This window comes from Paenibacillus sp. FSL L8-0333, from assembly GCF_037965665.1.
GTDB classification, from domain to species: Bacteria; Bacillota; Bacilli; order Paenibacillales; family Paenibacillaceae; genus Paenibacillus_AQ; species Paenibacillus_AQ odorifer.
In genome coordinates, this window is sequence record NZ_CP150186.1 from 5711297 (window position 1) to 5737336 (window position 26040).

General features: G+C 47.8%; 17 protein-coding genes. 7 read left to right on the top strand and 10 right to left on the bottom strand.

Translation table 11 applies throughout. The features are described from left to right. Positions 1 to 21 precede the first annotated feature (21 nt). Together NYE72_RS25475 and asd are read left to right on the top strand one after the other, a co-directional pair. On the top strand, positions 22 to 1116 hold the full coding sequence (locus tag NYE72_RS25475; protein WP_036679737.1) for a YheC/YheD family protein: 1095 nt from the start codon (positions 22 to 24) through the stop codon (positions 1114 to 1116). Between the two features lie 86 nt (positions 1117 to 1202). Further along, positions 1203 to 1994 carry an archaetidylserine decarboxylase gene (gene asd, locus NYE72_RS25480; protein WP_038573164.1) on the top strand — a complete coding sequence of 264 codons (792 nt, stop codon included), beginning with the start codon at positions 1203 to 1205 and terminating at the stop codon, positions 1992 to 1994. A 1033-nt stretch (positions 1995 to 3027) separates the two neighbouring features. On the opposite strand, the gene gpmA is transcribed toward asd, so the two are convergent. From gpmA to NYE72_RS25495, 3 genes are all read right to left on the bottom strand, one after another. Beyond that, the gene (gpmA, locus tag NYE72_RS25485) at positions 3028 to 3771 is read right to left on the bottom strand and encodes a 2,3-diphosphoglycerate-dependent phosphoglycerate mutase (RefSeq protein WP_036679780.1); all 744 of its coding nucleotides are present in this window, start codon (positions 3769 to 3771) and stop codon (positions 3028 to 3030) included. A gap of 781 nt (positions 3772 to 4552) precedes the next feature. Next, positions 4553 to 5338: an AraC family transcriptional regulator gene (locus NYE72_RS25490; protein WP_036679782.1), complete on the bottom strand. Its 786-nt coding sequence runs from the start codon at positions 5336 to 5338 to the stop codon at positions 4553 to 4555. Positions 5339 to 5589: 251 nt separating this feature from the next. Next, complete coding sequence (locus NYE72_RS25495) at positions 5590 to 7095, bottom strand: PLP-dependent aminotransferase family protein (RefSeq protein ID WP_339210713.1); 1506 nt, start codon at positions 7093 to 7095, stop codon at positions 5590 to 5592. A 143-nt stretch (positions 7096 to 7238) separates the two neighbouring features. Here NYE72_RS25495 and NYE72_RS25500 point away from each other — a divergent pair, with 143 nt between their 5' ends. The 3 genes from NYE72_RS25500 (at position 7239) to NYE72_RS25510 (ending at position 9539) form a co-directional block, all read left to right on the top strand. Then, positions 7239 to 7856, top strand: coding sequence for a pyridoxamine 5'-phosphate oxidase family protein (locus NYE72_RS25500; protein WP_339210716.1), 618 nt, complete (start codon positions 7239 to 7241; stop codon positions 7854 to 7856). A gap of 111 nt (positions 7857 to 7967) precedes the next feature. Next, the gene (locus NYE72_RS25505; RefSeq protein ID WP_076212747.1) at positions 7968 to 9269 is read left to right on the top strand and encodes an aminotransferase class I/II-fold pyridoxal phosphate-dependent enzyme; all 1302 of its coding nucleotides are present in this window, start codon (positions 7968 to 7970) and stop codon (positions 9267 to 9269) included. Between the two features lie 150 nt (positions 9270 to 9419). Next, entirely contained in the window at positions 9420 to 9539 is a 120-nt protein-coding gene (locus NYE72_RS25510) for a YjcZ family sporulation protein (RefSeq protein WP_212592220.1), read from the top strand. A gap of 558 nt (positions 9540 to 10097) precedes the next feature. On the opposite strand, the gene NYE72_RS25515 is transcribed toward NYE72_RS25510, so the two are convergent. From NYE72_RS25515 to NYE72_RS25540, 6 genes are all read right to left on the bottom strand, one after another. Then, positions 10098 to 17945 (bottom strand): glycoside hydrolase family 3 N-terminal domain-containing protein, encoded by a 7848-nt coding sequence (locus NYE72_RS25515; protein ID WP_339210718.1) that lies wholly within the window; start codon positions 17943 to 17945, stop codon positions 10098 to 10100. 263 nt (positions 17946 to 18208) lie between these two features. Then, positions 18209 to 19429, bottom strand: a complete 1221-nt coding sequence (locus NYE72_RS25520; RefSeq protein ID WP_076103716.1) for an ABC transporter permease — start codon at positions 19427 to 19429, stop codon at positions 18209 to 18211. 1 nt (position 19430) lies between these two features. After that, positions 19431 to 20177 carry an ABC transporter ATP-binding protein gene (locus NYE72_RS25525; RefSeq protein WP_036679788.1) on the bottom strand — a complete coding sequence of 249 codons (747 nt, stop codon included), beginning with the start codon at positions 20175 to 20177 and terminating at the stop codon, positions 19431 to 19433. Then, positions 20174 to 21682 carry a DEAD/DEAH box helicase gene (locus NYE72_RS25530; RefSeq protein ID WP_076099367.1) on the bottom strand — a complete coding sequence of 503 codons (1509 nt, stop codon included), beginning with the start codon at positions 21680 to 21682 and terminating at the stop codon, positions 20174 to 20176. Before NYE72_RS25530 ends, NYE72_RS25525 begins: the two co-directional genes overlap by 4 nt. A 97-nt stretch (positions 21683 to 21779) precedes the next feature. Further along, entirely contained in the window at positions 21780 to 22556 is a 777-nt protein-coding gene (locus tag NYE72_RS25535; RefSeq protein WP_036679791.1) for an SDR family oxidoreductase, read from the bottom strand. A 28-nt stretch (positions 22557 to 22584) separates the two neighbouring features. Continuing rightward, entirely contained in the window at positions 22585 to 23040 is a 456-nt protein-coding gene (locus tag NYE72_RS25540) for a chemotaxis protein CheX (RefSeq protein WP_036679793.1), read from the bottom strand. Between the two features lie 254 nt (positions 23041 to 23294). Here NYE72_RS25540 and NYE72_RS25545 point away from each other — a divergent pair, with 254 nt between their 5' ends. Together NYE72_RS25545 and NYE72_RS25550 are read left to right on the top strand one after the other, a co-directional pair. Beyond that, on the top strand, positions 23295 to 24197 hold the full coding sequence (locus tag NYE72_RS25545) for a LysR family transcriptional regulator (RefSeq protein WP_038573173.1): 903 nt from the start codon (positions 23295 to 23297) through the stop codon (positions 24195 to 24197). 71 nt (positions 24198 to 24268) lie between these two features. Further along, positions 24269 to 25078 (top strand): histidinol-phosphatase, encoded by an 810-nt coding sequence (locus tag NYE72_RS25550; RefSeq protein ID WP_339210721.1) that lies wholly within the window; start codon positions 24269 to 24271, stop codon positions 25076 to 25078. A gap of 143 nt (positions 25079 to 25221) precedes the next feature. Here the strand turns inward: NYE72_RS25550 and NYE72_RS25555 are convergent, their stop codons facing one another. Beyond that, complete coding sequence (locus NYE72_RS25555) at positions 25222 to 25953, bottom strand: NADPH-dependent oxidoreductase (RefSeq protein WP_254924580.1); 732 nt, start codon at positions 25951 to 25953, stop codon at positions 25222 to 25224. Between the last annotated feature and the right edge of the window lie 87 nt (positions 25954 to 26040).

Sequence of the window (26040 nt, forward strand, 5' to 3'; positions counted from 1 at the left end):
GATGAAACAGGAGGAACAAACATGGGGCATAAGCTCGTTGGAATATTACTAAATGCCGATATGCACCGGGGCGTTCCCCGGCTAAAAACAGGACAGGAGTCTCTATCCAACTATGAAGAGGCCGCGGCGGCATACGGTTTAGTCCCTTGCTTCCTGAAGCTCGCGGACATCGATACGGACACTGGCTTTAGTGCCGCCTATATAAAGGGAGCCAACGGATATAAAAGCGTAGTTGTTCCTACGCCTGCTGTTATCCATAACCGGGCAATATACAGCAAAAACAGCCCGGGGATGCAGCGTCTGTTGAAGCACTATCCCCTGATTTTCAATACATGTAATCGATACGGCAAAGATGAGATCCATCAGCTGCTTGAAAAAAATACGGAGCTTCGCGAATATTTACCCGTAACAACGAGAGTCTCAGGCCTAAAAGAAATGATGAATCTTTATCCCGATCTGATTCTTAAACCTTGCCGTGGAAGTATAGGGAATGGGGTCATGCGGCTGGTCCGCAAGGGATCTCAGCGTTGGACCTTGAGCTACCTCTCCCCCTCGATGCAGCGCTGGAGAAATATTCCCGTAAATCAGGCGGCGTTGCCACAAGCGCTCCGCGCACGCCTAACCTCCGTGCCTTATCTTGTACAAGAACGTATTCCCCTTGCTGAGATTGGAGGACGTCCCTTTGATCTACGCGTCACCGTTCAGCGCGGCTGGGGAGGAGATTGGCAGGTCACTGGGCTCTTCGCCAAACTGGCTGCCCCAGGGGGCTTTGTCTCCAATATAGCCCGCGGAGGAGAAGCGTTAAGCTCCTCCTTGGCGCTAGAAAAAGCCTTTTCAAGATCCACAGCGGCCCACATCCGTATGTCTGTCGAAATACTTAGCCTTGCAATCGCACGGTGTCTGGAGCAAGACCTTCCCGGACTGGCCGATATCGGACTGGATATAGGCATTACTAAGGACGGACGACTCTTCTTCATAGAATGTAACGGTCGCGACCAACGCTACGGATTTCATAAAGCCGGCCTTACGGAAATTTGGAAAGACAGCTATCGCAGACCTATGGGATACGCGCGTTTTTTAATAGAAACGAACAGTACGGTATATAACAGTTATTGATTTGTCTCCTATTCTATGTCAATATAATGCAGAGCAGAGACGACCCGTATACAACCGTACTGCTGCATTATGGAAGGGAGATGGGCATGGTAAAACAATTGCTACGGCTGATGACCGAGCTATCCTCACACCGGTGGCTTTCACGGTTAATGGGATCTTTTTCTCATAGTAGAATCAGCCGTTTTCTTATCCCGGCATTTATTAAGACTTATCAAATCCCCTCCGCTCAAGCGGAGAAAAATCCTGGAGAATATCTCACTCTTAATGAGTTTTTCAGCCGCCGGCTGAAGCCGGGCATGCGGCCTATTGCAACCGATGCTGACGCTTTGGTTAGTCCCGTAGACGCAACGATTACTGCTATGGGTGACATTACCGCCGGTACGATTATGAATGTAAAAGGGCAGGATTATAAGATCGAGGATCTCCTTAATCACTCCCCGCATCTGGAGCTGTACAAGAAGGGTTTTTTCTTCGTTCTTTATTTGAGTCCTACCGATTATCACCGGATTCACTCTCCCCTTACCGGACAAAAGGTGGAGAGCGATTATATTCGCGGACGGGCCTATCCTGTCAACGATTTCGGAATGCGACATATGAAGGGTGTCCTGAACCGCAACGAACGTCTCATTACGTATATTGCCGGGAGTTACGGGGAAACCGCGGTAGTAAAGGTAGGCGCAATGAACGTCAGCAGCATCCGTTATACGGATGCTACGGCTGCCGAGTGGCAAATAGGCGATGATCTGGCTTATTTTGAGTTTGGCTCCACCGTAGTGCTGCTCACGGAAAGCGGTACCTTTACCCCGAGACCCAAGCTTGAGGTCGACTCGAAGGTAAAAATGGGCGAACTACTGGGAACGTTGCATCGACCTTTGTAGGGAGAGTTGGGCGAATGTCAAAAATTAGAGGGTGCCTCAAAAGCCATGAAATGGCTGCTGGGTGCCCTCTTCTTTTTGAGACTTAGTGTGGAGCACAGTTGCGGACACGAACCCTCTAGCTATCGTATACCTATCGTTAGCTATCGGACCCAGCTGACCTTATACGCGGATTTTTCACACATTTGCGATTCTATCGGACTCCAACGCAGCTATTGGCACCAAAAACGCCTTATTTGCGCTAGATCTTAGGCAATAGCGGCGCTGGAGTCCGAAACTCCGCTCAAATGGCGATAAATGGGCAAATAGCGGCTGCTGAGTCCGTAAGCATTTGCAGAGCGTTGGTCGAGGTTGGTCGAGCGTTAGTTGAGGATGGTCGAGATAGTGGAGGGCTGGTCGAGATAGTGGAGGGCTGGTCGAGCGTTAGTGGAAGGTGAACGCTCGGCGCTATCGGACCCAGCTGACCTTATACGCGGATTTTTGACACATTTGCGATTCTATCGGACTCCACCGCAGCTATTGGCACCAAAAACGCCTTATTAGAGTCGATTCTTAGGCAATAGCGGCGCTGGAGTCCGAAACTCCGCTCAAATGGCGATAAATGGGCAAATAGCGGCTGCTGAGTCCGTAAGCATTTGCTAGAGCGTTGGTCGAGGTTGGTCGAAAGTTAGTTAAGGGCTGGCCGAGAGTTAGTGGAGGGATGGTCAAGAGTTAGTTGAGGATTTGAGGGCTAGTGGAGCGTTGGTCGAGGATCTACGGAGCGTTGGTCGACGGTTAACATTCAACGCTTTCGCACCCAGCTGACCTTATACGCGCCATTTTCGCACATTTGATTGGTCACAAACACACTAATAGCAAAAAGGACAGCCCCGAGGCTGTCCTTTTATCTTTTCATGTAACCCACCTAATACGCCTGTTACGCTTATTAACCTGCTACGCCCTAATGTGATTATTACGCCGCCTGTTTTGCTTACTATACCTGTACACCCGTTATACTCAATACACCTGCTACGCCTATACGCTTATTACACGCCCATTACACATGTCCCTGCTTAGCAACATCAAGCGCCTTGGCCGCTACCTGTTCCGGATCTCCTAGATAAAAGCGACTGATAGGATTCATGTCCTCATCCAGTTTGTACACGAGCGGTACTCCGGTAGGAATATTGAGCTCCAGCAATGCCGCTTCATCAATATCCTCCATAAATTTAATCAATGCACGCAGCGTATTGCCGTGGGCTGAGATAAGCACCCGTTCTTTTTTACGCAAAAGAGGTACGATCCGGTTTCCCCAGAAATCGCCTACACGATGTACAGTGTCCTCCAGGCTCTCGCCACGCGGGATATCTTCCGGACGAACACCGCTGTAGCGAATATCGTTTCTGGCATACCTAGGATCATCAAGCTCCAGCAACGGGGGTCTCACCGATAAACTCCGCCGCCAGATATGCAGCTGCTCATCTCCATATTTTAGCGCTGTCTCGCTTTTACTTAATCCCTGCAATGCCCCGTAATGGCGTTCATTCAATTTCCAAGACTTTTGCACGGGTATCCACAGCAAATCCATCTCTTCCAGTACATAGTTAAGAGTTTTAATCGAGCGTTTGAGTACCGAAGCAAAAGCCAGATCAAATGTATACCCAGCGTCCTTCAACAGCTTGCCAGCAGTCTTTGCCTCTTGGATACCCTTCTCAGTTAAATCCGGGTCACTCCAGCCTGTGAACAAATTCTGTACATTGTACTGGCTCTCACCATGACGTATTAGTACGATTTCGTACATTTTCTCTCTCTCCTTCCAACTATGGACCTTATATATTCTACCGACGAACAACATTATGCGAAACGTATCGCGGAAAGCTCTCACCTTAGTAATAACCCAATCGTAGAAATAAATATCTACCGCTACCTCATAGTTAGACCAATTAAACATCCTCAAAGGTACGTGAATGAGGCGTGCATGGACCGTGAACGGCGTGTAGATAGTGCGGTACATGAGCTTACGCTTCATTGCAGAATGTGCAACAGAAAATCTTAACTCTCACTTGAAAATACATTACATTGTACTTCGCGCAATAGATTATCGTGATGATCTCTAGAAAGGCTGCTTCTCCTGAATTTGAATGTGAGATGTGCAACAGAATTCAAATCCGACTGCTTTTAGACTCAATCCCATTGTACAAAATACAACGTGAGGCACGATGTAATGTCCATCAGTTACTCTAGTCTTCGACTTAAGTTCATTATATATATCAATTTCTAACAACACAAAAAAACCGGATGCCTCATGGCCCCGGCTATTTATATTTTTAGTCATATCATGCGATTGTATGCTTGCTTGTTCCGTTTAGAACCAGCTGTCCACGACAAAAGCGTTCGCCTGCTTTAACCGTTTTAAGCGGTTTCTAAAAATACCTCCGCCTCCACTCTTACAATCCGTGTTGCAGATTCTGCGTCTGATGATCATGCCAAGAGTCTCCTTCCAAGAAGTTATGTAAATTCTCTGTAAACTAAACTGCAAAGTATTTACCCTTGGTTGAACAAACTGAAACAAAAAAAGTGAATCAGCGGATCTCAGATGGACTTTTTCCGGTATATTGCTTGAACTGGCGGCTGAAAAAGAAAATGTCACGATATCCGAGCGCATCTGCGACCTCAGTAACATTCATTCCTGCGTACAGCAGTAAATGCTGCGCACGCTCAATCCGGGCTCGGATGACATAAGACTGCACAGAAGAGCCCGTAAGCTCCTTAAACTTAATTGAAAAGTACCGAGGCGAAAGCCCCGCACGAGCAGCAAGATCCTCTACACGATGTGCAATCCCCGGATGCTGGCTCACATAGTTCGCTATTTCGTGAATGATTTCTGTCAAATGGTTGCTAACATAACGTTCTACTGGCTTCACACGGTCCTCCCTCAGCAGATGAATCATCAGCTGCTTCAGTACAAGCTGCCCTTCTTCCTCAGCGGCGTAAGTATCCACCAGAAATAGTCGAACGTACCTAGCAAGCAGATGTTCAAATTCAACGGTTTCTGTAAGCTCACGATAGGGCAGCGGAATATCCGTCACCTCTTCGGAGACATCAAAATGAATATATGTAAGTACAAGTGGCTTTTGCGGATTATGTGTAGCACTAGTATGGTCACCCGGACGAAAAAGGAAGCAGCTTCCCTTACCTACTTGAAAGGGTTCATCGTTACGCACAACCGTCCCTTCCCCGCTCCATACATAAAATAAATCATAATTTTGCAGCGACTTCTCTCTTTTTTGCCATTTCCAGCCCGGCTCGCATACAATCTTAGCCAGAGCCGGTAAAATAACAAAAGAGGACGGCGATGCATGCAGCATAACGTTCCCTCCTAAAAGTTTTGTTAGCATAAACTACCTTGAACCACTTCGCAAAACTTGCTTCGTAAGCATCCGCTTTGTTTTGTTAGCAAAACTTGCCTCGTAAACATTCGCTTAGTATTGTCAGCAAAATCTGCTCTGACTTCGCAGCGTCCATATAGTTTTGTTTAGCTTAATCTACTCCGAGTTTCTTCGTCAAAATTCGTAAGTATTCGCTTAGTTTTGCATTTCATCTTCTTTATCATACCTTGTCATGTTGCATTTTGTACATCTTCCCACGCCAGATGCAGGCTTGTTATCCCTTCCTCCAGCTCCTCGGCATTCAGATGGGCAAAAGAAAAACAAGCGGCCGGTGCTCCCGGTGATAGCTGATATAACGCGGCATCTCTAAAATCCGTGTCGCGCCTAAGCGCTGCCGCTCGGAAAGCAACAAACTCTTCACTGCTGCGCAGCCAGCGGGCATATACATGCAAGCCCGCATCACCAGGCAGCAGCTCGAAGAGCTCCTTAAGCCGTTCCGACAGCAGCGTCCTGAGGATGCGTCCGCGTTCACCATAGATGCGTGTCATCCGGCGCAGATGACGGCCATAGCCGCCTGTATTCATGAACCGCGCCAAGGCACGCTGCTCCAGCAGCCCTACCGGCAAGGGCTCATATAGCGCCTTGGCGGCGATAGTCGGCTTTACCAGAGAGGGCGGAAGCACTGCAAAGCCTAGCCGCAGGCCCGAAAACATCGTGTTTGAAAAGGAGCCTACATACACGACCCGCTCTTCGCGATCCAGTGCTTTTAAGGGCTCAATAGGACGCCCAGCCCAACGGAACTCACTGTCATAATCATCTTCAATGATTACTGCATTATGCCGCTGCGCCCATTCCAACAAGGTCCGTCGTCGTTCCAAAGGCAGTACCACACCCGTAGGAAATTGACGGCTCGGCGTAACAAACAACAGCCGGGCATCCCAATCCTCCGGAATAAGGCCGTTGCCATCCAGCTTCCCTGCCAGCAATCGGCCTCCAGTGATCTCTACGGCTCGCCGGATCCCGTGAAAGCCCGGGTCCTCTACGACCGCTGAGCCCCCTGCATCCAGCAGCAGCTGCGTCAAAATAACGATGCCTTGCATCGAACCGCTGAACAATACGATATGCTCTGCATCCGCGCGAATCCCGCGGGTAATCCGCAGATGTGCAGCGATAGCTTTCCGAAGTCCTTCATCGCCTTGAGGTGGACAAGTGCTTTGCAGCAATCCACCTTCCTTCCCTCCGGCATAAGAGAGCGCACTGCGCCATTCGGAGTAAGGAAAATGTTCCATCCGCATACCCCTACTCTGGAAGCTCACTGCTTTCTTATTACTCTTTTCATAAAAGGGTATCGGGCGCGCAAGCAGCCGCTTTCCCCATGCTGAAATAGGAATCGTAGTCTCGATTTCACAATCTCCTCCAGCAGCATCTGTGGCTTCACCCAAAGCCTGATTCTCACCGTCACTGCGACTGGCAGCTGAAGCAAAGCTATCTTCCGATACGAATGTCCCCCGCCCCGTTTCAGTCCTTACATACCCATCAGCGAGCAACATTTCATACACCTGCGAGACCGATCCGCGCGACAGCTCATAGTGCTTAGCAAGACTTCGTGTAGACGGCAACGGAGTGCCTCCCGGAAGTGTTCCTTCCAATATTCCTGCGCGGAGCGCGTGATATAACGCTAAATATTTGTAGCGGTGTATCGCCAGATATTGATCGTATGCCAGCGTGATATTCATCGTTATCCTCCTTGACCAGCAAGTGGTCCATTAAAAACTATCTTAATTGGTCCTTTTTAATTGTCAACCACTCTACTATTCTTTAAAGAACAATTACATTGGAGCAGACGCTCTAGACTAAAAAGAAAGAGGACGTGATCCCTATGCGCAGAAAAGAATTTAAAGTAGATCAGGAGGAAGAATTGGTCTCTTTTCTAAACGGAATGAGTTTTGGTTTTCTCGGGACAAGCGATGAACAGGGGCAACCGCGGGTGACACCGCTGAATTTTGTGTATACAGATAGTTGTTTCTATTTCCATGGCAGTCATGCTGGTGGCAAAATGAAGTCGATCCGCAATCAGCAGAAGGTCTGCTTTACGGTAGCGGATGAGTATGCTCTTATCCCGTCTTATTTTAGCGATCCCGAGCTGGCATGCCCTGCAACCGCCTATTTTAAAAGTGTGACCGCCTACGGCACAGCCGAACCTGTCGAAGACATTAATGAAAAAGCCAGCGTACTCTCCTTATTTATGAAAAAGCTCCAGCCCGAGGGGGGGTATGATTCCATCGATGCAGAGGACCCTAGATACCGTCCCCGTCTAAAGGGAGTTGCCGTTGTGCGCATTACCCCCGAGGAGATCACTGCGAAGTTTAAGTTTGGGCAAAACCTAAAAGAAGAAGAGCGCTCCGGCATCATTTCCGGCCTGTCCGAAAGAAATAATCCACGGGATGAAGAAACGATAGAAATGATGAAAAAATACTGCCCTTTCCACGCCGAATGATATTTTTTAAAAATCGTATCTTTCCAAGTGACGGTTGCAATTGGCGGTGATATAATGTTAGGCAATGTTAACAGTATGTTATCCCCAAAGAACCCTGGAAGGATGAAACTGATGAATCCACTAGCTGGACAATTAAACGAAAGTATCAAAGCAGGAAATGAACATGTGTATGATATGCTCTCTACGCTTGGCAAAGAGATTTACTTCCCAAAAGAGGGCATCCTGAGCCAATCCGCTGAAGCAGGAGCTCACGCCAAGAAATACAACGCAACTATCGGTATTGCTACTGAAGGTGGCGTACCTATGCACCTCGGCGTCATTCAGGATAAACTCTCCGCTTACAGTCCTAAGGATCTTTATAGTTACGCCCCTCCGGCAGGTAAACCAGAGCTGCGTACTGTATGGCGTGAAAAGATGCTGCGCGAAAATCCATCGCTAGAAGGTAAAACCATCAGCAATCCCGTTGTAACCAATGCCCTGACTCACGGGCTTAGCATTGTCGCTGACCTCTTCGCAGAGCCAGGTGACGCGATTATCTACCCGGACAAGAACTGGGAGAACTACGAATTAACCTTCGGAATCCGCCGCCATGGGGAGACCGTTAACTATCCGCTGTTCACAGAAGAAATGACTTTCAACAGTGCAGGTCTGGAAGACGCGCTGCTCGCTCAAAAAGAACGCGGCAAAGCGATTGTGCTGCTGAACTTCCCTAACAATCCTACCGGATATACTCCAGGAATTAAGGAAGGCGATAAGATCGTCGCAGCTATCCTTCGTGCGGCTGAGGAAGGCATCAACGTTGTTGTTGTAAGTGATGATGCATACTTCGGGTTATTCTTTGAGGATTCACTAAAAGAATCGCTGTTCGGCAAACTGGCTCATCTGCATCCTCGTGTGCTTCCAATCAAGATTGACGGTGCGACCAAAGAAGAATTTGTCTGGGGCTTCCGTGTGGGTTTCATCACTTATGCCTCGGAGGACAAAGACCTGCTGGCAGCATTGGAGCAAAAAACACTAGGTATCATCCGTGCCACCATTTCCAGCGGTGCGCATCCTTCGCAAACCTTCGTACTAGACGCCTTGAAGTCGCCGGAATTCGAAGCACAGAAGGAAGAGAAGTTCCAGATCATGAAAGGCCGTGCGAATAAAGTAAAAGCACTGCTCGATAGCGGTAAATACGGCGAGGATGTATGGACGTATTATCCTTTTAACTCCGGTTACTTTATGTGTCTGAAGCTGCACACAGTTGCGGCTGAAGAGCTCCGGCTTCACCTGATTCATAATTACGGACTAGGCACTATTGCTTTGGGTGAAACTGATCTACGTATTGCCTTCTCATGTATCGAAGAGGAACAGCTCGAAGATCTTTTCGATCTTGTATACGCAGGTGTTCGCGATTTAGAAAAAGCCTAACTGAACTTTATATAGCTTACAATCAGCTCCGTTTTCATGGAGCTGATTTTTTTTGTACACGACTCCGACATTGGCCTATACACGCCCCTCTCTCCGCACATACAATACGATGTACTCAAGTACAACACACACACCGAAAGGGGAATGAACATGAGCGAAGAAGTTAGAGGCGGATATGGATGTTGTGGAGGTGGCCCATTCACTAGCACTGGCGCCATCCTGGTTCTCTTTATCTTGCTGGTTATCATCAGCCGTTCACTTTTTGTCTAACCATTAATGACAGTCTCGGGAGAGAGCTTTAAGCTCTTTCCTATTTTCAATCCCTTTTTTTTACAATAGACGTGGGTGTCCAGTAGGTCATGATAATGGCTGCTGTGACGTCCACGTCTTTTTTTATTCCACCTTGGTCTAAGCACCAACCGCACCAACCTTCGTTACCCCAGATCACATTTGCCCGCACAAAGCAGCTATCGGACACCCCTGACCCTAAAGGCAGTATAATCCCATATTTTACTTACTTACGGACCCCAAAGCCGTTATTAGCATGCCAAACCCCAAATATGAACCTCTTCATAGGGAATAACGCCACTGGTGTCCGAATTTCCCCGATAAAGGTTATATATTTGCAAATAACGTCTGCGGGGTCCGTAAGCCTCCGGGGATAATTATGATCGGCGGCGGAGTTGCAGGCTTAATGTAGATCTAGCTAATGCGAACTTCTAAACTTAGATACTCACCCAATAACCACACCTAAAAAAGGCTGTCGCAAACGTAGAAAATCTACGGATGCGACAGCCCAAAAGCTAAAGTATCTTTACAACTGATGTATTACAGATTGTACAGGTTGTAGATCAAGACCGCTGCCTCTGCACGGGTGGTAACACCTTGTGGATGAATCCGCAAGCCGTCTCCCTTGATCAGGCCAGCACGTATTAGTGCTGCCACACTGTCACGTGCAAATGCTGATACTTGCTGGCTATCCGTGAAACTGGACATTGAAGCTCCGTTGCCGGCTGGAAGCTGTCTGCCGGCTGCTGCAATCGCTTTTGCAGCCAGTGTCATCATTTCCTGCCGCGTAACAGAAGCGTTAGGATCAAAGCTTCCATCTGGACGACCAGTGGTGATCCCCAACTGCTTCGCCATAGCCAACGCTTCATATCTGTAATCGCCAGGCTGCACATCTGTGAAGCTTTCTGCACTATCTCCTTCCAAGCCAAACGCTTTTATAAGCAGGAGCACAAAATCTCCCCGCTTCACTTCCGCTTGAGGCACAAATTGATCCTCTGTCATTCCGTTGATGATGCCTTTAGAGCCAAGCACCTCAATCGCATTGCGGGCCCACTCAAATTTGCCGATATCCCGGAATGTCTTCTCCGTAAAGGTGATACTGTACGTACCAGAGAGAATTCCTGTAAAGGAAACCATCCCCGTAGCAGCGTTATATCTGCCACTTGGAACAACCGTTAGAATCCCCAACGAATTCAGACTATGAATCGTTATATGTCCTTCTTTACCACGTTCTTCTGATTGTGGAGTATACGGCAGGGACACCTTAACCCGCATGTCAGAACTGTTCCATACGGCTTCCTTGCCATTGATAGTTACGCTCAGTTTAAATTCTGGGCGAGAATCTGAATCCACCTTGGTTATCGTAATTACCCATGGGGTTCCTGCCTCTTTTGCCGCTTGTTTCAGCAGACTACCTGGCAGCTCCAGCACACCAAATTCAGTATGAACGACCAATGAAGTCTTATCATCTGCAAAGATTATACCGTTTGGCAATTGCAGCTCATAACCCTTAGCTTTAGCTACTGCCGGTATATCAACAGTAACCGCTGAAGTTGCTCCACTTAAGCCTGCTGTAGCAGCCTTTTTCAAGCTTTCCAGGTCTATACTTGCTCTTGCCGCACCGGTATTACTGTTCAGCACTGGTGCTGCTGTAAGGATGGTGCTGCCTGTTACACTGCCTGCATTTCCGCTTGAATCCCCCCCTGTTGTTCCGCTGTTGCCACCACCTGAGGTACCCCCGCTTCCGGAAGTTGGTGCTGTCGTTGGCTGAGTAGTCGGTTCAGAGGTTGGACTTGGGGTTGGTTCAGGCGTTGCTGTTGGTGTAGGTGTTGGTGTTGGTTCAGGTTTATCCGCAGAAACGATATATTCAAAACTGGAAATATCACTTGGCTTCCAGCCCTCTTTTACAGCAATCGCCTTAATCGTCTTGCTCTTGCCTACATAAATCACTCCACTATACAGTTCGCTGGCTGCTGTAGGTACAGTGCCATCCAACGTGTAGTGAATAGACGCTCCAGCTGTAGCTGTAGTTAACTTCACAGCAACCTGCCCTGTATAAGTTCCCCCGGCAGGATCAGCCTGCGGTGCTGACACCGTCTTCATATCAACCGCTCCGCTGATCACATACGTGAATGGAGCTACAAAACTGTTCTCCATGCCCTCTTTTACCGCTATCGTACGAAGAACTGTGACTCCTGCTGCGTCAATAGTTCCGGTATAAAGTGGACTGTCTGCTGTAGGCAACGACCCATCGGTTGTGTAATGAATCTCTGCTCCTGATGTCGCTGTAGTAAGGCTGATCGTTTGTAATCCGCTGTAAGCTCCCGGTTTCAAAGAAGAAACAGGTAAGGAAGTCTTTGAATGAATCGGCTGCTCTCCTTCTTCCGTCCGTTCAAGCGTGAACCAATCTAGATTGGCACCGTCATTATTGAAGTTCATCCGTACTACCTGTTTTCCTTGCGCAAGTTGTACGACACCACTCGCCAGCGTGTAATTCGACCAGCCACCTGTAGTAGGCATAGGCACTGTCGAGAGTTTTGTACCATTTACAGATAGCGTAGTGCTTACTCCGCCTTGTGCTGTAGCATACCGATATACGATTTTATAAAATCCGGCTTCAGTAATATCAAGCATATAATCCATAGAACCACCTGCAACGGTAAACCCGACATTTCTAAAATCCAGCACATCGCCAGTCATGGTACTCTGAATTCCATTGGGTGTAGCATCGTAATAATTCTCGGCTTCCACTTTCAAAGAACCAGTGCCATCCATGATTACTTCAGTATAAGGTTCTATTTTAATACCACTAAGCTCGTATCCTGCTGATCCAGCTTGCAGGCGCAGCTTCTGTTCACCAGCCTTCAATTGAAGAACGGTGCGTATGCCAACGGTTTGCGAGTAAAGATTCGGCACATCAACGGTTCTTAATGTCTTCCCATCCTCCGTTTTATAAATAATGCCCTTAGGAGCACCATTCGCGGAAGTCACGGTAAGCGTAAAAGTATAGTTTCCATCCTGCGGCACATTTACCCAGTAATCAATGCTGTCTCCAGCATCAATGCCGGTCAGCTTCGCTCCACTGCCTTGGCCGCTGACTGTGATACCTTGCAGCTGGTAGAATTGATCCAGTGCGTTCAAACTTGTGACTTCTATAGGTGCTGTAGCACTAGTTGTTCCTAAGAGCTTAACCTCCGCACGCAGCACGCCACCACTTGAATCGGCATAAGCATTTGCAGGCACATTCACGGTAAGCTGCAAATCACTATAATACGGGGTATGATCATTCCATGCCAGCGTCAGCTTCACATGGGTAGGGTCAAGTAAGGCAGCTGCCCCAATACTTACATGCCCCTGATCCTTACCTGGGCCCGAGACAGAAATGCTCTGAATGGCATCAGGATTAAATGTCCCTCCTGTAAGGCTGACTACCAATTCATTCCCGTTCACTTGATATGGAAGAGTACTCGGAGAAAGACTAATGCTCTCTTCGTCGTTGATTGCTGTAACTATAAGTGGCAATTTCAGAACATGGACGCTGCCAAAAGACTGATTTGATTCTGTCTGATACACATCAGCGGTAACCGTAAGCGTACGATCAGTGTCGAAATCAATAGCTCGCGTCCCCGCTAATACGACCTTCGCTGTATAATCATCCACCCGGTATACGCTATCCACAACCGTACCTTCGTAACCTTCAATAGACCAATAAGCGGTGTCCAGGTCAGGTGCATATTTGTCATTTACTAGCTTGACGATAACTTCTGCACCCTCCTCATTTCCTTCTACCAAAGCAGTCTCCGATTGAAGCCCGGGTCCGATCGTAAGCGACTGCAGATGAAATCCTGTTCCATTTACCTTCATGGTCAGCGTCTGCTCCCCGGCAGGCAAGGTTACTGTTCCATTAGCTATTTGCCAATTGGACCATCCCCCCGTCTTCGTCAAAGCATAAGTCGCTGCCGTTACCGTTGCTCCATCCTCTCCCGTCAGCAGTTCCAGCTCTGCATCATCCTGATTAGTAGCATAGGAGATCAGGAGTGGGTAGGTACCGCTGGCAGGTACATTAATCTTGTACTTCACCCAATCGCCGGGGTCAGTATAACCCACTGCACCACCCGTTACTAATACACCTGAAGCTGTCGTGTAGTCTTGCCCTTGAAGCACACCAGGAAGCTCATGTGATCCGGAAGGCGCTTGGCGTAAAACTAATGAACGGATATTATAACCGTTCCCGTTCGTCTTCAAGGTGAGCTTGTGAATGCCCTTGTTCAGAGAGATCAAGGATTGATAATCTGCAAAATCGGTCATACTCTCCGTCTGCTGCACAATTGGAAGCGTAGCAATGACCTTACCATCTTCACTAATCTCCACCGATTTTCCGGCGCCATCGCTGAATTGAGCGGCATGCTTAAATTGAAGTGAATATTCACCGCTCTCTTTAACATCAATCACATAGTCGAAGGTGGACGAGGCGTCTGGCGAGAACCCGCCAATATAACCCTGCTCATTCACAGTGTAAACCCCTTGCGCTTCTTCAAAATCAACAGCATTCACTACACCCGGCACCGTCTGTATACCATTCAGACGTTCCCAGCTATAAGTGCCCACTGATTTCGCCGGCAGCACAGCACTAATTTGCGCACCGTCCACTAGCAATTTGAACGGCTGTGGATCCGACGTCTGGTTGATCACTACCGTCACAATCTCTTTTCCATCCGGACTAGCAAAAGCTACGTTCGTTACAGTGCTGCTTGAGCCGTAGTCACTATCAATCCGCACGTACCCCGGTTTAACGAATTTCGTAAATTGGCCCATCAGATAATATTCTGGCAGCAGCCAGTAATGGTTACGGTCTCCCGAATCCTGCACAATCGGGGTTGGGTCTGGCGTTCCGGTCCACTGATGGGAGGCAATATCACTGTCCAGCATCGCTACCCAGGAGTTATAGCTGCGGGCCCAATTACGGAAATATTGAGCAATGCGGTCTGCGCCTGAGGTACCCCAGACTGCGCGTTCGGTCAAATATACATTTTTGTCAGGATAGAGATTATGGAGCTGGGTCATCAGACCAAGGTCACCGCCATAATCATGAAAAGCAGTTCCGTCCACCGCATCGTAGGCACCTAATTCAGGATTGCCTAGGATTTGTGCTGGATAGGCCATCGTGTCACCAGGATTATGATCAAATGTCCACAGCTTCACGTCTTTGAAACCATGTTCATCTAATTCCTTCCGCAGCAGTTTAGCCAGCTGGGCTTCTTGCTCCCACGGCATTTTGGTGCTTGGATATTCAATTTCCAGCAAAGGTTCATTCTGCAAGGTCAGACCTTCAAAGGTAATTCCCAGCTTCTCGTACTCCTGTACGAATTTAAGATAATATTTGGCCAGTACAGGCAGATATTCATCCTTCACTTGGCCTTTGATCATACTGTCTGTAGTCTTCATCCAACCCGGCGGGCTCCAAGGTGAGGCAAAAAACTTAATGTCCGGATTGATGTTTTGAATTTTTTTAACCGTGCTGATGATATGGTAGTCAATGTCCTTTTGGATGGAGAAATGCTCCAAATTAATGTCGGTTTGTCCTGGAGGCATATCATCGTAGGTATAAAATTGTTTATCTGTAAAGTCAGCCGTCCCAATCGTCAACCGGAGCATACTCATTCCGATCCCTGATACAGGATCAATCATTTTCCGCAGCAATTCCTCCTGCTTCGCCGCAGACATCTTCGCCAGATTATTAACCGTCGATTCCTCCATGGAGGTACCGATCCCTAGAATAGATTGATATTTCCGGTCAGGATCAATATGGATCTCTGTACCTGCCTTCACGTCAGGAACCACAATATCCAGCTTCGCCTGCTCTTCCAGCTTCAAATCACCCTCTTGATAACGGTCAGCATAATACCATTTCCGATCGGAAGGATCTCGCTCACTCGATACCCAGGAGCTAACTACATCTGACTTAATAACATGTTTAGTGCTTTCCCCGCCATCTCCGGGATTTGATGGATCTACAGGCACATCACCTGTTCGAGTGAAGCTCACCCAGTTCAGGTTGATATCCCCACCGGTAAATTCCAGACGGATCTTTTGCAATCCTGCCTTCTTAAACACAACATTTTCTACAGCTTTCGTCTGCCAATTCTGCCAGCCACCTGTTGAGGTCACGCTTAATGTTCCTAGCTTGGTTCCCTCTGCTGATTTGATGTTGATGCCTGTAGTGCCACTATTAACGGAATAGCGGAAATCGGCTTGATACGTACCTGCTTGCTCCACATTCACGTTATATTCGAGCCACTGTCCAGCCGAGGTATAGCCGACATCGAGACCGCCACCTATATCCTGCGTATTTTCAGTTTGCAGTCCTGCGCTTTTGTTCAAAAAGTCCTCTGCCTCAATTTTGCCGGGAACCGGCAGTGAAGGAATCTCTGGAGCTTCCGGATCGACAGGAGCAGTTGGAAGCTTTGGTGTTTTCTCATTTTTGGTCAAGCCATATCCTGTTTTGAACAACACATTAGTACTGTTATTGTCTGCCGGATAATTGTTCAAAGCGAATGGCCAACGAATTGGATTTTTGCCTACAAAATCCTTAGTACCAAATAACACATCAGCTACTCCAGCACCCTCTGTACCTGGTAGCCAAGCTGCCACAAGCCCATCCCAATCTTCCACTTGGCTGGCTATCGTCATTGGACGTCCAGACACCAATACAACGATAAGCGGAATATTAGGATCAGCAGCACGTATATTCGCAAGTGTCGCCAGATCCTGCTCATCCAGATTCAAGCTGGTCCGGTCGCCATCGGTCTCGGCGTAAGGTGTCTCACCGATAACTGCGATCGCTGCATCATAACCCGCAGCCCCACGCCCATTAAGGTTATATGTGACCGTTGTAGAAGCAGGAACAGCCTCCTTTATCCCTTCGAGAATCGTCGTGCCTTCAGTTATATTGCCCGACTTCCCTTGCCAAGTGATCGACCAACCACCGGCTTGGTTACCGATATTATTAGCGTTTTTACCCGCTACGAATATTTTATCCATCCCGCTTAATTGCGATAGAATTGGACTTCCATTTACCTCATCGTTCTTCAAAAGAACAAGCGACTCCGCCACAGCTTGGCGGGCTAATTTGCGGCTTTCTGCTGAGCCAAATGCACTCAACAGATCCGGTTCGCTTTTGGGATGCTCGAACAATCCTGAAGCGATTTTGACATGCAGGATACGTTCTGCCGCATCATCTATGCGCTCAGTAGTAATTTTACCTTCGCCTACAAGTTCTGTGATGTACTTAATCGTATCCTTCCAAACGGTCGGCATCATGAACATATCGACTCCGGCGTTTACGGACACATACAGCTGGTTCTTCAACCCGCTAACTGCTTTGCCCTCGCTATCCACTGTGATTTGCTGCACAGCGTTATAATCCGAAATCACGAAACCGGTAAAGCCAAGCCCGCCATTTTTCTTGTCACCCTTCAAAACATCGGTCAGTAAATGTTTATGGGCATGCATTTTAAGACCTTGGATGCTGTGATAGGAGGCCATAACCGTCTGCACCCCTGCGTCTACAGCTGCTTTATAAATTTTCAAATCCTTATCCATGATCTCTTGCTCGGTATATTTAGTGATGTTGCCTTGATTTACACCATTATCCGTATAACCTTCACCTAGATAATGTTTTGCAGTTGCCGTGATTGTATCTGTCCCTGCCAATGCAGCAGCAGTCCGTCCTTGCAGACCAAACACATAAGCCGCACCTAGTTCTGCTGAAATATCCTGTTTATCACTAAAACCTTCATAGGTTCTACCCCATCTTGCATTATGAGGGGAAGCTATCGTTGGGGCAAATGTCCAGTTCGCTCCTGTTGCGGCTACTTCCTTAGCAGCAGCTGCACCAATAAGCTCAGTCAATGCGGGATCATTAGCAGCCCCTAGGCCAATATTATGCGGAAAAAGCGTTGCGCCTTTGACATTGTTATGTCCATGTACCGCATCCACCCCATAGAGCAGCGGAATGCCTAATCTGGTAGACAATGCACCATCCTGATAGCTATCTATCAAGTCTCTCCAGTTATCGCGGGTACTGTCACTTTCTTTTCCGTTAGGGAATGAGCCTCCCCCGCTGAGTACAGAGCCAAGAGCATATTTCTGTACCTCCTCAGGAGTGACGGCAGCTCTTTCTGCTTGAACCATCTGCCCAATCTTCTCTTCCAGCGTCATTCGGGATAATAGATCCGCAGTGCGCTCCTCCACACTTTTTGTGGGATCATAGTACACTGGAACTCCTGCGGCATCCGCTGCGGCCCGTGGTATACCCGCCTCAAGCACATTCAAGAATAAGGATGATAGTAAAAGCGCCACCATGAATATTGATAATCTTCTTTTCACGCCTGAATCCTCCCCCAATACTGTTTTGTTGGTACGGATGACTACGCCTATGAATGGAAGCGTATACATGATGTAAGATACAGGCTTATTATGCTGGAGCCATCTGGTAAAAGACATACAGCATTTTTTAAATACTCTGTTCCGTTTTTGCAAATTTAAGGACTTGCCCGGCTCAAATTATGCTTCCAGCAAAAAAAAGGCTCTCTCATTCGTAGAATTTCTCTACTGTGAGACAGCCTTTTTATTGTGACTATGAAATTGCTTTACAAATCGTCATCATCCGATCGTGCCGATTTACGGGACAAGTATCCTTTAAACAGAAAGACTACCACAACACCTGCCGCTAAGGTAAAGAGCACTGGCATCAGACGGTCACCTATGGAAGCTAAGAAAGGTAATCCAAGAATCAATGCCACAACCAGATGCGCACGGAATACAAATTGTGTCGTGTTGTCCGCCTTACTGCCTTCAGGAAAAGGATACACTGTCAGCCAAAAAGACTCGCTATGCAATTTGCGGAGTGCCGACAATTGAACACCAATGATGAACAGGAAGAACAAATAAATTCCGGTGCCAAAGTAACTATCACGGTTCCACCAATTCAGCAGCAGAGCCAGCACCGATATCCGCATAATGATTCCAAAGATATCGCCCCGGGCAAAGCTTTTGGTTAGCAGATACCGATAAGCAGTATCCTTACGCCAAGGCAGTTTAGCGCCCCATTTGGAAAGATAACGGCGGGAATACACCCGTTGCTCACGGCCCGGTACATCCACGAACCAGCCCAGAACCATCAGCGCACGTGCACCTTGATTGTTTTCCATGGCGATCAGTCTTTCCCATGGCACAGCGTGACGTCCGGGCACAGACAGTGCAGCAAGATAGGCTGCTGCCAATAACACCATAAATATCAGGCTCGGGCCGGCAGGCTGCCACAGCCAAGCGGCAATAATCAAACCTCCAACTGCCCAGCGCAAGAAAGCAAACACACCTGCCATCGGACGTGACAGCATAGCTATCTCTTTCCATAATCCATAGCTCGCGATCAGCTTCACAGCAATCAGGATCAACACTGTAAATAAAAGTCGCTTGGGAGAATCATCTGTACGTATGTACAACGGCCAAAGGGTGATCAGTACAAATAACAAACGAATGATCTTCCACACGTTTCCACTGACCCAGGAGGGTGCAAAATATTCCTTCATGCGGTGACCCTGAGGCAGCAGAAAGATCGTATCCGGGGTCTGCAAATAGGTTCGGAAGCCGCTATGCACTGTCGCAGGCAACAGTAATGCTAACATAATCCAGCGAATGGGAATGCCTTCAGGTACATTTTGTAGCAGCGATGTATACCAAGCAGAGAAGACAATCAACACGAACAGGAAGACCATGGCTACGCCGCTTTGAATGATATATCCCACATAAGGAAGCATGCTTCCCATGAATCGACCGCGCCGCGTGCGCCGCAGCTCTTTCAAATCCATATTATTTCCCTCCCTGAACCAGCTCGTAGAACAGCTGCTCCAAAGTCAGCCCCTGATGCCCGGCAGTTGCCGCTATTTCCGCCAACGTACCCTGTGCAATCACCTTACCTTTATGCAATACAATAAAACGGTCGCAATAATTCTCTATTGTGGAAAGAATATGAGAGCTTAACAGAATCGACGATCCAGAGTTCTTTAGATCCATCATGAAATCAAGCAAGGAGCGGATACCTAGCGGATCCAATCCTAAAAAGGGCTCGTCGATGACATATAATGCAGGTCGTGCAACGAAAGCGCACATGATCATAACCTTCTGTTTCATCCCTTTGGATAGATGGGTCGATAGGGTGTCCATCTTATCCTCCATATGGAACAGCTTGGCAAGATGCGAGGTGCGGGATTCATAATCCTTTTGATCTACCCCATAAGCTCTGGCAGTAAATTCAACATGCTCACGAACCGTCATTTCGTCATACAGTAGCGGCGATTCCGGTACAAAAGACAACGCATTATTGTATCCAACGGGATCTTCAGCACGCGTCTTGCCCTGTACGGTGATATCGCCCTTATGGGGCGACATCAATCCTAGAATATGCTTCATCGTCGTACTTTTTCCTGCTCCGTTTAAACCAATCAAACCAACCATTTCGCCAGGCTGCACCTGAAGTGCAATATCATGCAGCACTGGCTTATTCAGGCTGTACCCACCACTGAGACCCGTAATTTGCAATACGGGAGCATTATTCATTGACCGTCACCTCTCGGAGTTTTGTCTTTCAACCACTTTGGAGCTCCTTTATTTTTACGGTTCTTCTCACGTTCCGCATTGCTGCTGCGTTTGCTCCGTGCAGGAGTCGCATCTCCGCGTGCTCCCGCAGAAGGATTCGCGCTGCGCTGTGGATCGCGCTGTTGTTCTCCGCTTGTTGTTTCACTTGTGTTAATCGTAGCCATTCTTTTGGCAGGCGGTGTACCTGCTCCAACGGCTGGCGACTGAACATTGGAGGCTCCAGATGTGCTTACAGGCGGCTTGCCGCTGCGTGGAGCGGATCCATCACGGCGTTGCCCACTGCCTTCACTACTCCGTCCCCGTCCATTGTGCAAAGCGCTGCGCGCTTCATCTGCTGCAAGCACCTTACCACCGACCATCTCCCGCTCCTCAAGCGCAATATCCAATTCGCGGGCGAATTTCCGCATGATAAAGGTCTGTTGCTCTGTAACAATTGTTACAGATAAGCCGCGGCGTCCCATCCGTCCGGTACGGCCTGCACGGTGTACATAATGTTCAGAATCAAAAGCAGGATCGTAGCTAACTACCAAAGAAAGATTCTCAATATCCAGTCCTCTGGCAGCTACGTCACTGGCAACAAGCACACGAAATTTGCCTTCCCGGAAACCTTTTAATACATTGCTGCGCGTTACCTTATCGGCATCTCCGTAAAGTGCTGCCGCAGTAAGCCCAAGATGATTCAGCTTAGCCTCAACCTCGGCAATATCGTCTGTAGCATTCACGAACACAATCGCTTTATCGGGATTGTAATGGCGAATCACCCGGCGCAGCATGTCCATTTTGTTACGCTCTTCAGCAACAACATAATGATGCTCCAAACTTTCAGCAGTCATTACACCTGGAGCAATCCCAACCTCTGCCGGGTTCTTCATTTCACGATTAGCCAGCGCTTTCGTCTCTGGTCCGATCGTTGCCGACAGCATAACAAGCTGGCGTGAACGCAGCGCACTGCTGACAATTTTTGTGACTTCGCCGGCTCCGCTAAGCTGGAACATTTGGTCCGCCTCATCCAGAACAATAGTACTGACTTCATGCATCTTCAATTTACGAAGTCCAATCAGCTCGCGGATCCGCCCAGGTGTTCCCACAACTAGCTGTGGATGCTCACGCAGCTTGTCAATCTGGCGTTTGATTGCGGCGCCGCCAATAAGACCCATAACTCGGATTCCGCGCTGTTCGCCATAACGCTCCGCCTCGCGTAAGATTTGCATCGCCAGCTCCTGTGTAGGGGCGAGCACCAGCTTTTGGACCACCTTCTGCTCCGGATTAATCGTTTGAAGCAGCGGCAATAGATAGGCCAGCGTCTTACCCGTTCCAGTCTGGGAAGCTGCAATAACATCTCTTCCCTCTAGTAGAAGCGGTATTGTCTGCTCTTGTACCGGGGATGGAGCGTTAATGCCGAATTCCGACAACCGGGCAATGAGGTCTTCCTGAATGCCGATAGCCGCAAAAGAAGCTTTATTCATAAGTGTAATTCATCCTTTTCGCTTGAGATAATATCTTCATTATATGCCAAAAAGGCCTCTCCACCAAATGGAAGGCCAATAAAGCTGACAACAGGGTCTATTTTCTGTTCATCGCATTATAAGTAAGCTTGTCCGCCAGGCGAGGAAACAGCCCGTAAAGCCGTATGCCAAACCCTGCCAGACCCGGAAGATCGAGCTCTTCTTTGCCGGTCTCCATAACCTTAACGATCTTGGAAGATACATGCTCTGGGGTCATCATCATCCGGGCTACACTCTTCTCATAATTGCCAGACGGGTCAGCCGTTTTGAAAAAATCGGTGGCGATAGGCCCCGGGTTCACAGCCGAGACGATAATTCCACTCTTCCGCAGCTCCTGACGGAGCGCATTTGTGAATCCGAGAACAGCATGTTTGGTAGCTGTGTAGGCTACGGATTTGGCTGTGCCTATCTTCCCTGCCATGGAAGCCACATTTACAATCTGGCCGCTTCCCCGCTCCAGCATATGTGGAACAACAGCCTTCGTGCACCGGACAATCCCCATGTAGTTAACATCCATCATATCGTCAAATTCATGAGGCTCCATCTCCGTAAAAGCAGCAAATTTGCCGTACCCTGCGTTATTTAGCAAAATATCAATTCTGCCATATGCGGCCAAAATTTGTGCGAAGGTCTTTTGAACACCTTCAGCATCTGTTACGTCACAGGTGTACAGTCCAAAAACGCCCGGGATACCGGCCGCTGTTTCTTTCAGCTTCGCTTCAGAACGTGCTACCAGGACGGGGATTGCCCCCTTTTTACTAAGCATCTGTGCTGTTAATGCACCAATGCCGCTTGACGCTCCTGTAATCACAACAACCTTATCTTTGAGTACCATGAAAAGTATTTCAGCTCCTAACTCTTGCCTAAGAGATCATCACCTGAATATCCATCTCTCCAACCCCATCCATCAACAACGGAATACTAAGCGCTTTACGAGGCATAAAAGACATGCTTTCCATCTTCATAATCTGAGGAGGACTTATATCCACCGAAACACCTTGATTATATAGAATGGTACTGGCATTCCCACTGATCATATTGCTCAGCTCTGAAATCGCACTTTGACCCATCTCATCCATCTCGGTGATCACAAAGCCACCCATCATAATCGATACCATTCGCAAGGCTACCTGCTCCGCGATACCAAATATAATATTTCCGCTCAGTTGGCCTGTCATCCCTACTTGAATCCATATATGATTATCGATCAGTTCAATTTCTTTAATGCCTAAACTCCCCGTAGAAGGCGAGACCTGAATTACTTGTTCTATAACAGTCCGTGCAGACTCTAGAAACGGATTAATTACTTCTGCTTTCATGAATGTCTAGTCTCCCCCTTTATCGTGCTTTGGTCATATACCAAAAGTCCCAAGCAATATGGATATATTATACTTTATATATCGGCACAATTCAGCAAAAATTAATGCATATGTCGAATTCAAACCCAAGATAGTTTACGCAGCAACATTGCTCTGCCGGGTATTATCTCCTATAATTTAAACAAATGCCAACGTGGAACGTAAGATATTAACGCAATTACACATCCAATTCGATGGTCCAAAGGAGGTATTCCATGAACATCAGCCAGCTGGAGACACTAATAACAATTTCCAAAACGATGAGCTTTCGCAAGGCCGGAGAACTGCTTAATCTGACCCAACCAGCGGTTTCAGCACAGATTAAGAGCCTTGAAGAAGAGTTCAAGACTCAGCTGGTTGACCGAAACCAGCCTGTTACATTAACGGATAGAGGGACTGTCTTTCTGGAGCATGCGGAACAAATAGTGAGGATTGTCGAGGAACTTAAGGAACGGCTTGCAGATCTTGATGAAAATCCCCAAGGTCATATAGTTCTAGGCACAACTACCTCAATCGCCATTCAAATTTTACCGCGTATTCTATCTTATTTTAAAGACCAGTTCCCCCATATCAAAACATCAATTTCTTCTATGTCCTCATCACAAATTTATCAGCATGTCGAAAACGGCATTGTTGATGTCGGCATCGGTTATTTAATTGGACGTAGCCCGGGCATGTCTACTTCCATTTTGTATTATGATACCTTCGAACTGGTGGTCTCTCCCAGACACCCTCTCGCTCAAGTGAAGACCGCTGGGATAGAAGCCTTAAGCAAGACCCCGCTGATTCTGCTCTCACCAGATACAGTGGGCCGTAAATTTGCAGATGAGGTTCTGAACAAACATGGCATTCAACCTCAGGTCATTATGGAGCTGACCAGCAGCGAGGAAGTGAAACGGATGGTCGAGCTCGATTTGGGCGCCGCCATTATTTCCAAGCAGTCAGTTACCGCTGAGGTTCGAGCCGGCACCCTCAAAATCGTGCCAATTATTGAGCTGGAAGTCACCCATCCTGTTGGCGTGATCACAAAATCAGGCAAATACGTAAACTCTGCTATGAGGCAGTTCCTAAGCGATCTTAAAGGCATGCCAGAAACCCAATTTATCGGGTCTGAATAAATCCCAACCACAAAGTGGAACCGATTACTTCTGAGCTGATTGCATAACCTTGTTTAAAGGAGATGTTCTTGATGAAATTTGATTTACACACCCATCATTTCCGCTGTGGCCATGCTGACGGAACGATTAGGGATTATATCGAAGCTGGGATTGCCGCTGGATTGGGCGTTATAGGTATTTCCGATCATACTCCTTATTTCGGAGATCCATCCGATCAGGCTTTTCCCAAAATCGCAATGGCTAAATCCGAATTTGCTAATTATGTAGATGATATTCTCTCCCTCAAAAAAGAGTACGAAGGCGTTATCGACGTACTGTTAGGCATTGAATCAGATTACTTCCCCGAACATGCTGAGATATACCGCAAGACATTATCGGCCTACCCATTTGATTATGTGATTGGATCGGTACATAGTGTTGGTGGAGTCAGCATTTTTAACAAAGGGCGCTGGAAAAACCTTAGCAAAAATGAGAAGATCCGCGTGAAGTCTGAATATTACCGGTTGATTGCTGATTCCGCACGCAGTGGTATGTTCCAAATACTCGGACACATTGATGCGATGAAGGGAAATTATCCTGCTTTTTCCGAAATTCCTGCACCTCAGCCGATTGACGATTGTCTGCGTGTAATCAGTGAATGTGGCGTGGCCATCGAAATCAATACCTCAGGTGGAACTAAGCTGGTCGGCGGCTGGTATCCCTCTGAAGATATTCTGGAGCGGGCACTACATTTTGGCGTAGAGGTTAGTTTCGGTTCGGATGCACATAAGCCGTCCCGGGTCGCTGAGGATCGTGATGCGGTAGCTGCACAGCTCAAAGCAATAGGCTTTACACACTGGGTTTATTACAAGCAGCGCCAAAAAGTCAAAGTTTCTCTGTAATCAAGCCTAAACGCCTTCAATGTTCCTGTAAGGACGGTAAGCGTTTAAGCGAGAAATTAAATAATGCACCAAGCGTTATTGGTTTAGGGGCAGGGTTCACCCTCCGTTAAACCAATCTCAGCTTGGTGCATCTTTTTGTTTATTTACAGATTATCACAGCTAAAACCTTGTTGTTTCAGCGTACGTTTCGCATCTCCATATTCCGGGTTGATATCATAAAAATGAGCAATCGTACTGGTCCAATCTCTCTCCGTCATCCCCTGCTGCTGCAAGAATTCACGGTGGGTTTGATTATACGCCTCCAGGAGGCCTTGTACGTCCGGATTGTATTGCTCCTCATGAAATATAGCTTCCAGTGGCAGCCGCGGCTTCTGAGAAACCTCCTCCGCTGGGTATCCCACGCATAGGCCGACGACAGGGAATACGTACTCCGGCAGCTTCAGCAGTTCAATCACACCCGCTGTGTTGCGGCGCACACCCCCAATAGGAATGATGCCCAGTCCCATGGATTCCGCCGCTGCAATCGCGTTAGACAATGAGATTCCCACATCTGTAGCTCCAACCAAAAGTGCATCCACATCTTTCACGGCTTCAAAAGACTTGCCTTCCAGCTCACTAGCTACTTTAGCTCTATAAAAATCCATGCAAAATACCAAAAAAACCGGTGCTGCCGCTACATGCTTCTGATTTCCGCACAAAACTGAAAGCTGCTGCTTACGCGCAGGATCTTTGATGGCGATTATCGATACCTGCTGTCCATGAACCCATGACGGTGCGGCTTGAGCCGATTCAATCATAATTTGTAGCTTCTCTGGCTCCACAGGCTGGTCTGAATATTGCCGGAAAGAACGATGATTTTTTAATGTTTGTACCACTTCATTCAAAATGTTACGCCTCCTTGGTCATTCCACTCCATAGTATGTTAATCATAAACGATCGGATTCGGTACTGCCAATCACTTA

Excerpts from the sequence above, each read along its gene's own strand:
- NYE72_RS25475 (WP_036679737.1), top strand. The coding sequence starts at position 22 with ATGGGGCATAAGCTCGTTGGAATATTACTAAATGCCGATATGCACCGG.
- NYE72_RS25495 (WP_339210713.1), bottom strand. The coding sequence starts at position 7,095 with ATGAATATCACGCTGGCATACGATCAATATCTGGCGATACACCGCTAC.
- NYE72_RS25510 (WP_212592220.1), top strand. The coding sequence starts at position 9,420 with ATGAGCGAAGAAGTTAGAGGCGGATATGGATGTTGTGGAGGTGGCCCA.
- NYE72_RS25545 (WP_038573173.1), top strand. The coding sequence starts at position 23,295 with ATGAACATCAGCCAGCTGGAGACACTAATAACAATTTCCAAAACGATG.
- NYE72_RS25540 (WP_036679793.1), bottom strand. The coding sequence starts at position 23,040 with ATGAAAGCAGAAGTAATTAATCCGTTTCTAGAGTCTGCACGGACTGTT.
- gpmA (WP_036679780.1), bottom strand. The coding sequence starts at position 3,771 with ATGTACGAAATCGTACTAATACGTCATGGTGAGAGCCAGTACAATGTA.
- asd (WP_038573164.1), top strand. The coding sequence starts at position 1,203 with ATGGTAAAACAATTGCTACGGCTGATGACCGAGCTATCCTCACACCGG.
- NYE72_RS25500 (WP_339210716.1), top strand. The coding sequence starts at position 7,239 with ATGCGCAGAAAAGAATTTAAAGTAGATCAGGAGGAAGAATTGGTCTCT.
- NYE72_RS25550 (WP_339210721.1), top strand. The coding sequence starts at position 24,269 with ATGAAATTTGATTTACACACCCATCATTTCCGCTGTGGCCATGCTGAC.
- NYE72_RS25535 (WP_036679791.1), bottom strand. The coding sequence starts at position 22,556 with ATGGTACTCAAAGATAAGGTTGTTGTGATTACAGGAGCGTCAAGCGGC.
- NYE72_RS25490 (WP_036679782.1), bottom strand. The coding sequence starts at position 5,338 with ATGCTGCATGCATCGCCGTCCTCTTTTGTTATTTTACCGGCTCTGGCT.
- NYE72_RS25525 (WP_036679788.1), bottom strand. The coding sequence starts at position 20,177 with ATGAATAATGCTCCCGTATTGCAAATTACGGGTCTCAGTGGTGGGTAC.
- NYE72_RS25520 (WP_076103716.1), bottom strand. The coding sequence starts at position 19,429 with ATGGATTTGAAAGAGCTGCGGCGCACGCGGCGCGGTCGATTCATGGGA.
- NYE72_RS25530 (WP_076099367.1), bottom strand. The coding sequence starts at position 21,682 with ATGAATAAAGCTTCTTTTGCGGCTATCGGCATTCAGGAAGACCTCATT.
- NYE72_RS25505 (WP_076212747.1), top strand. The coding sequence starts at position 7,968 with ATGAATCCACTAGCTGGACAATTAAACGAAAGTATCAAAGCAGGAAAT.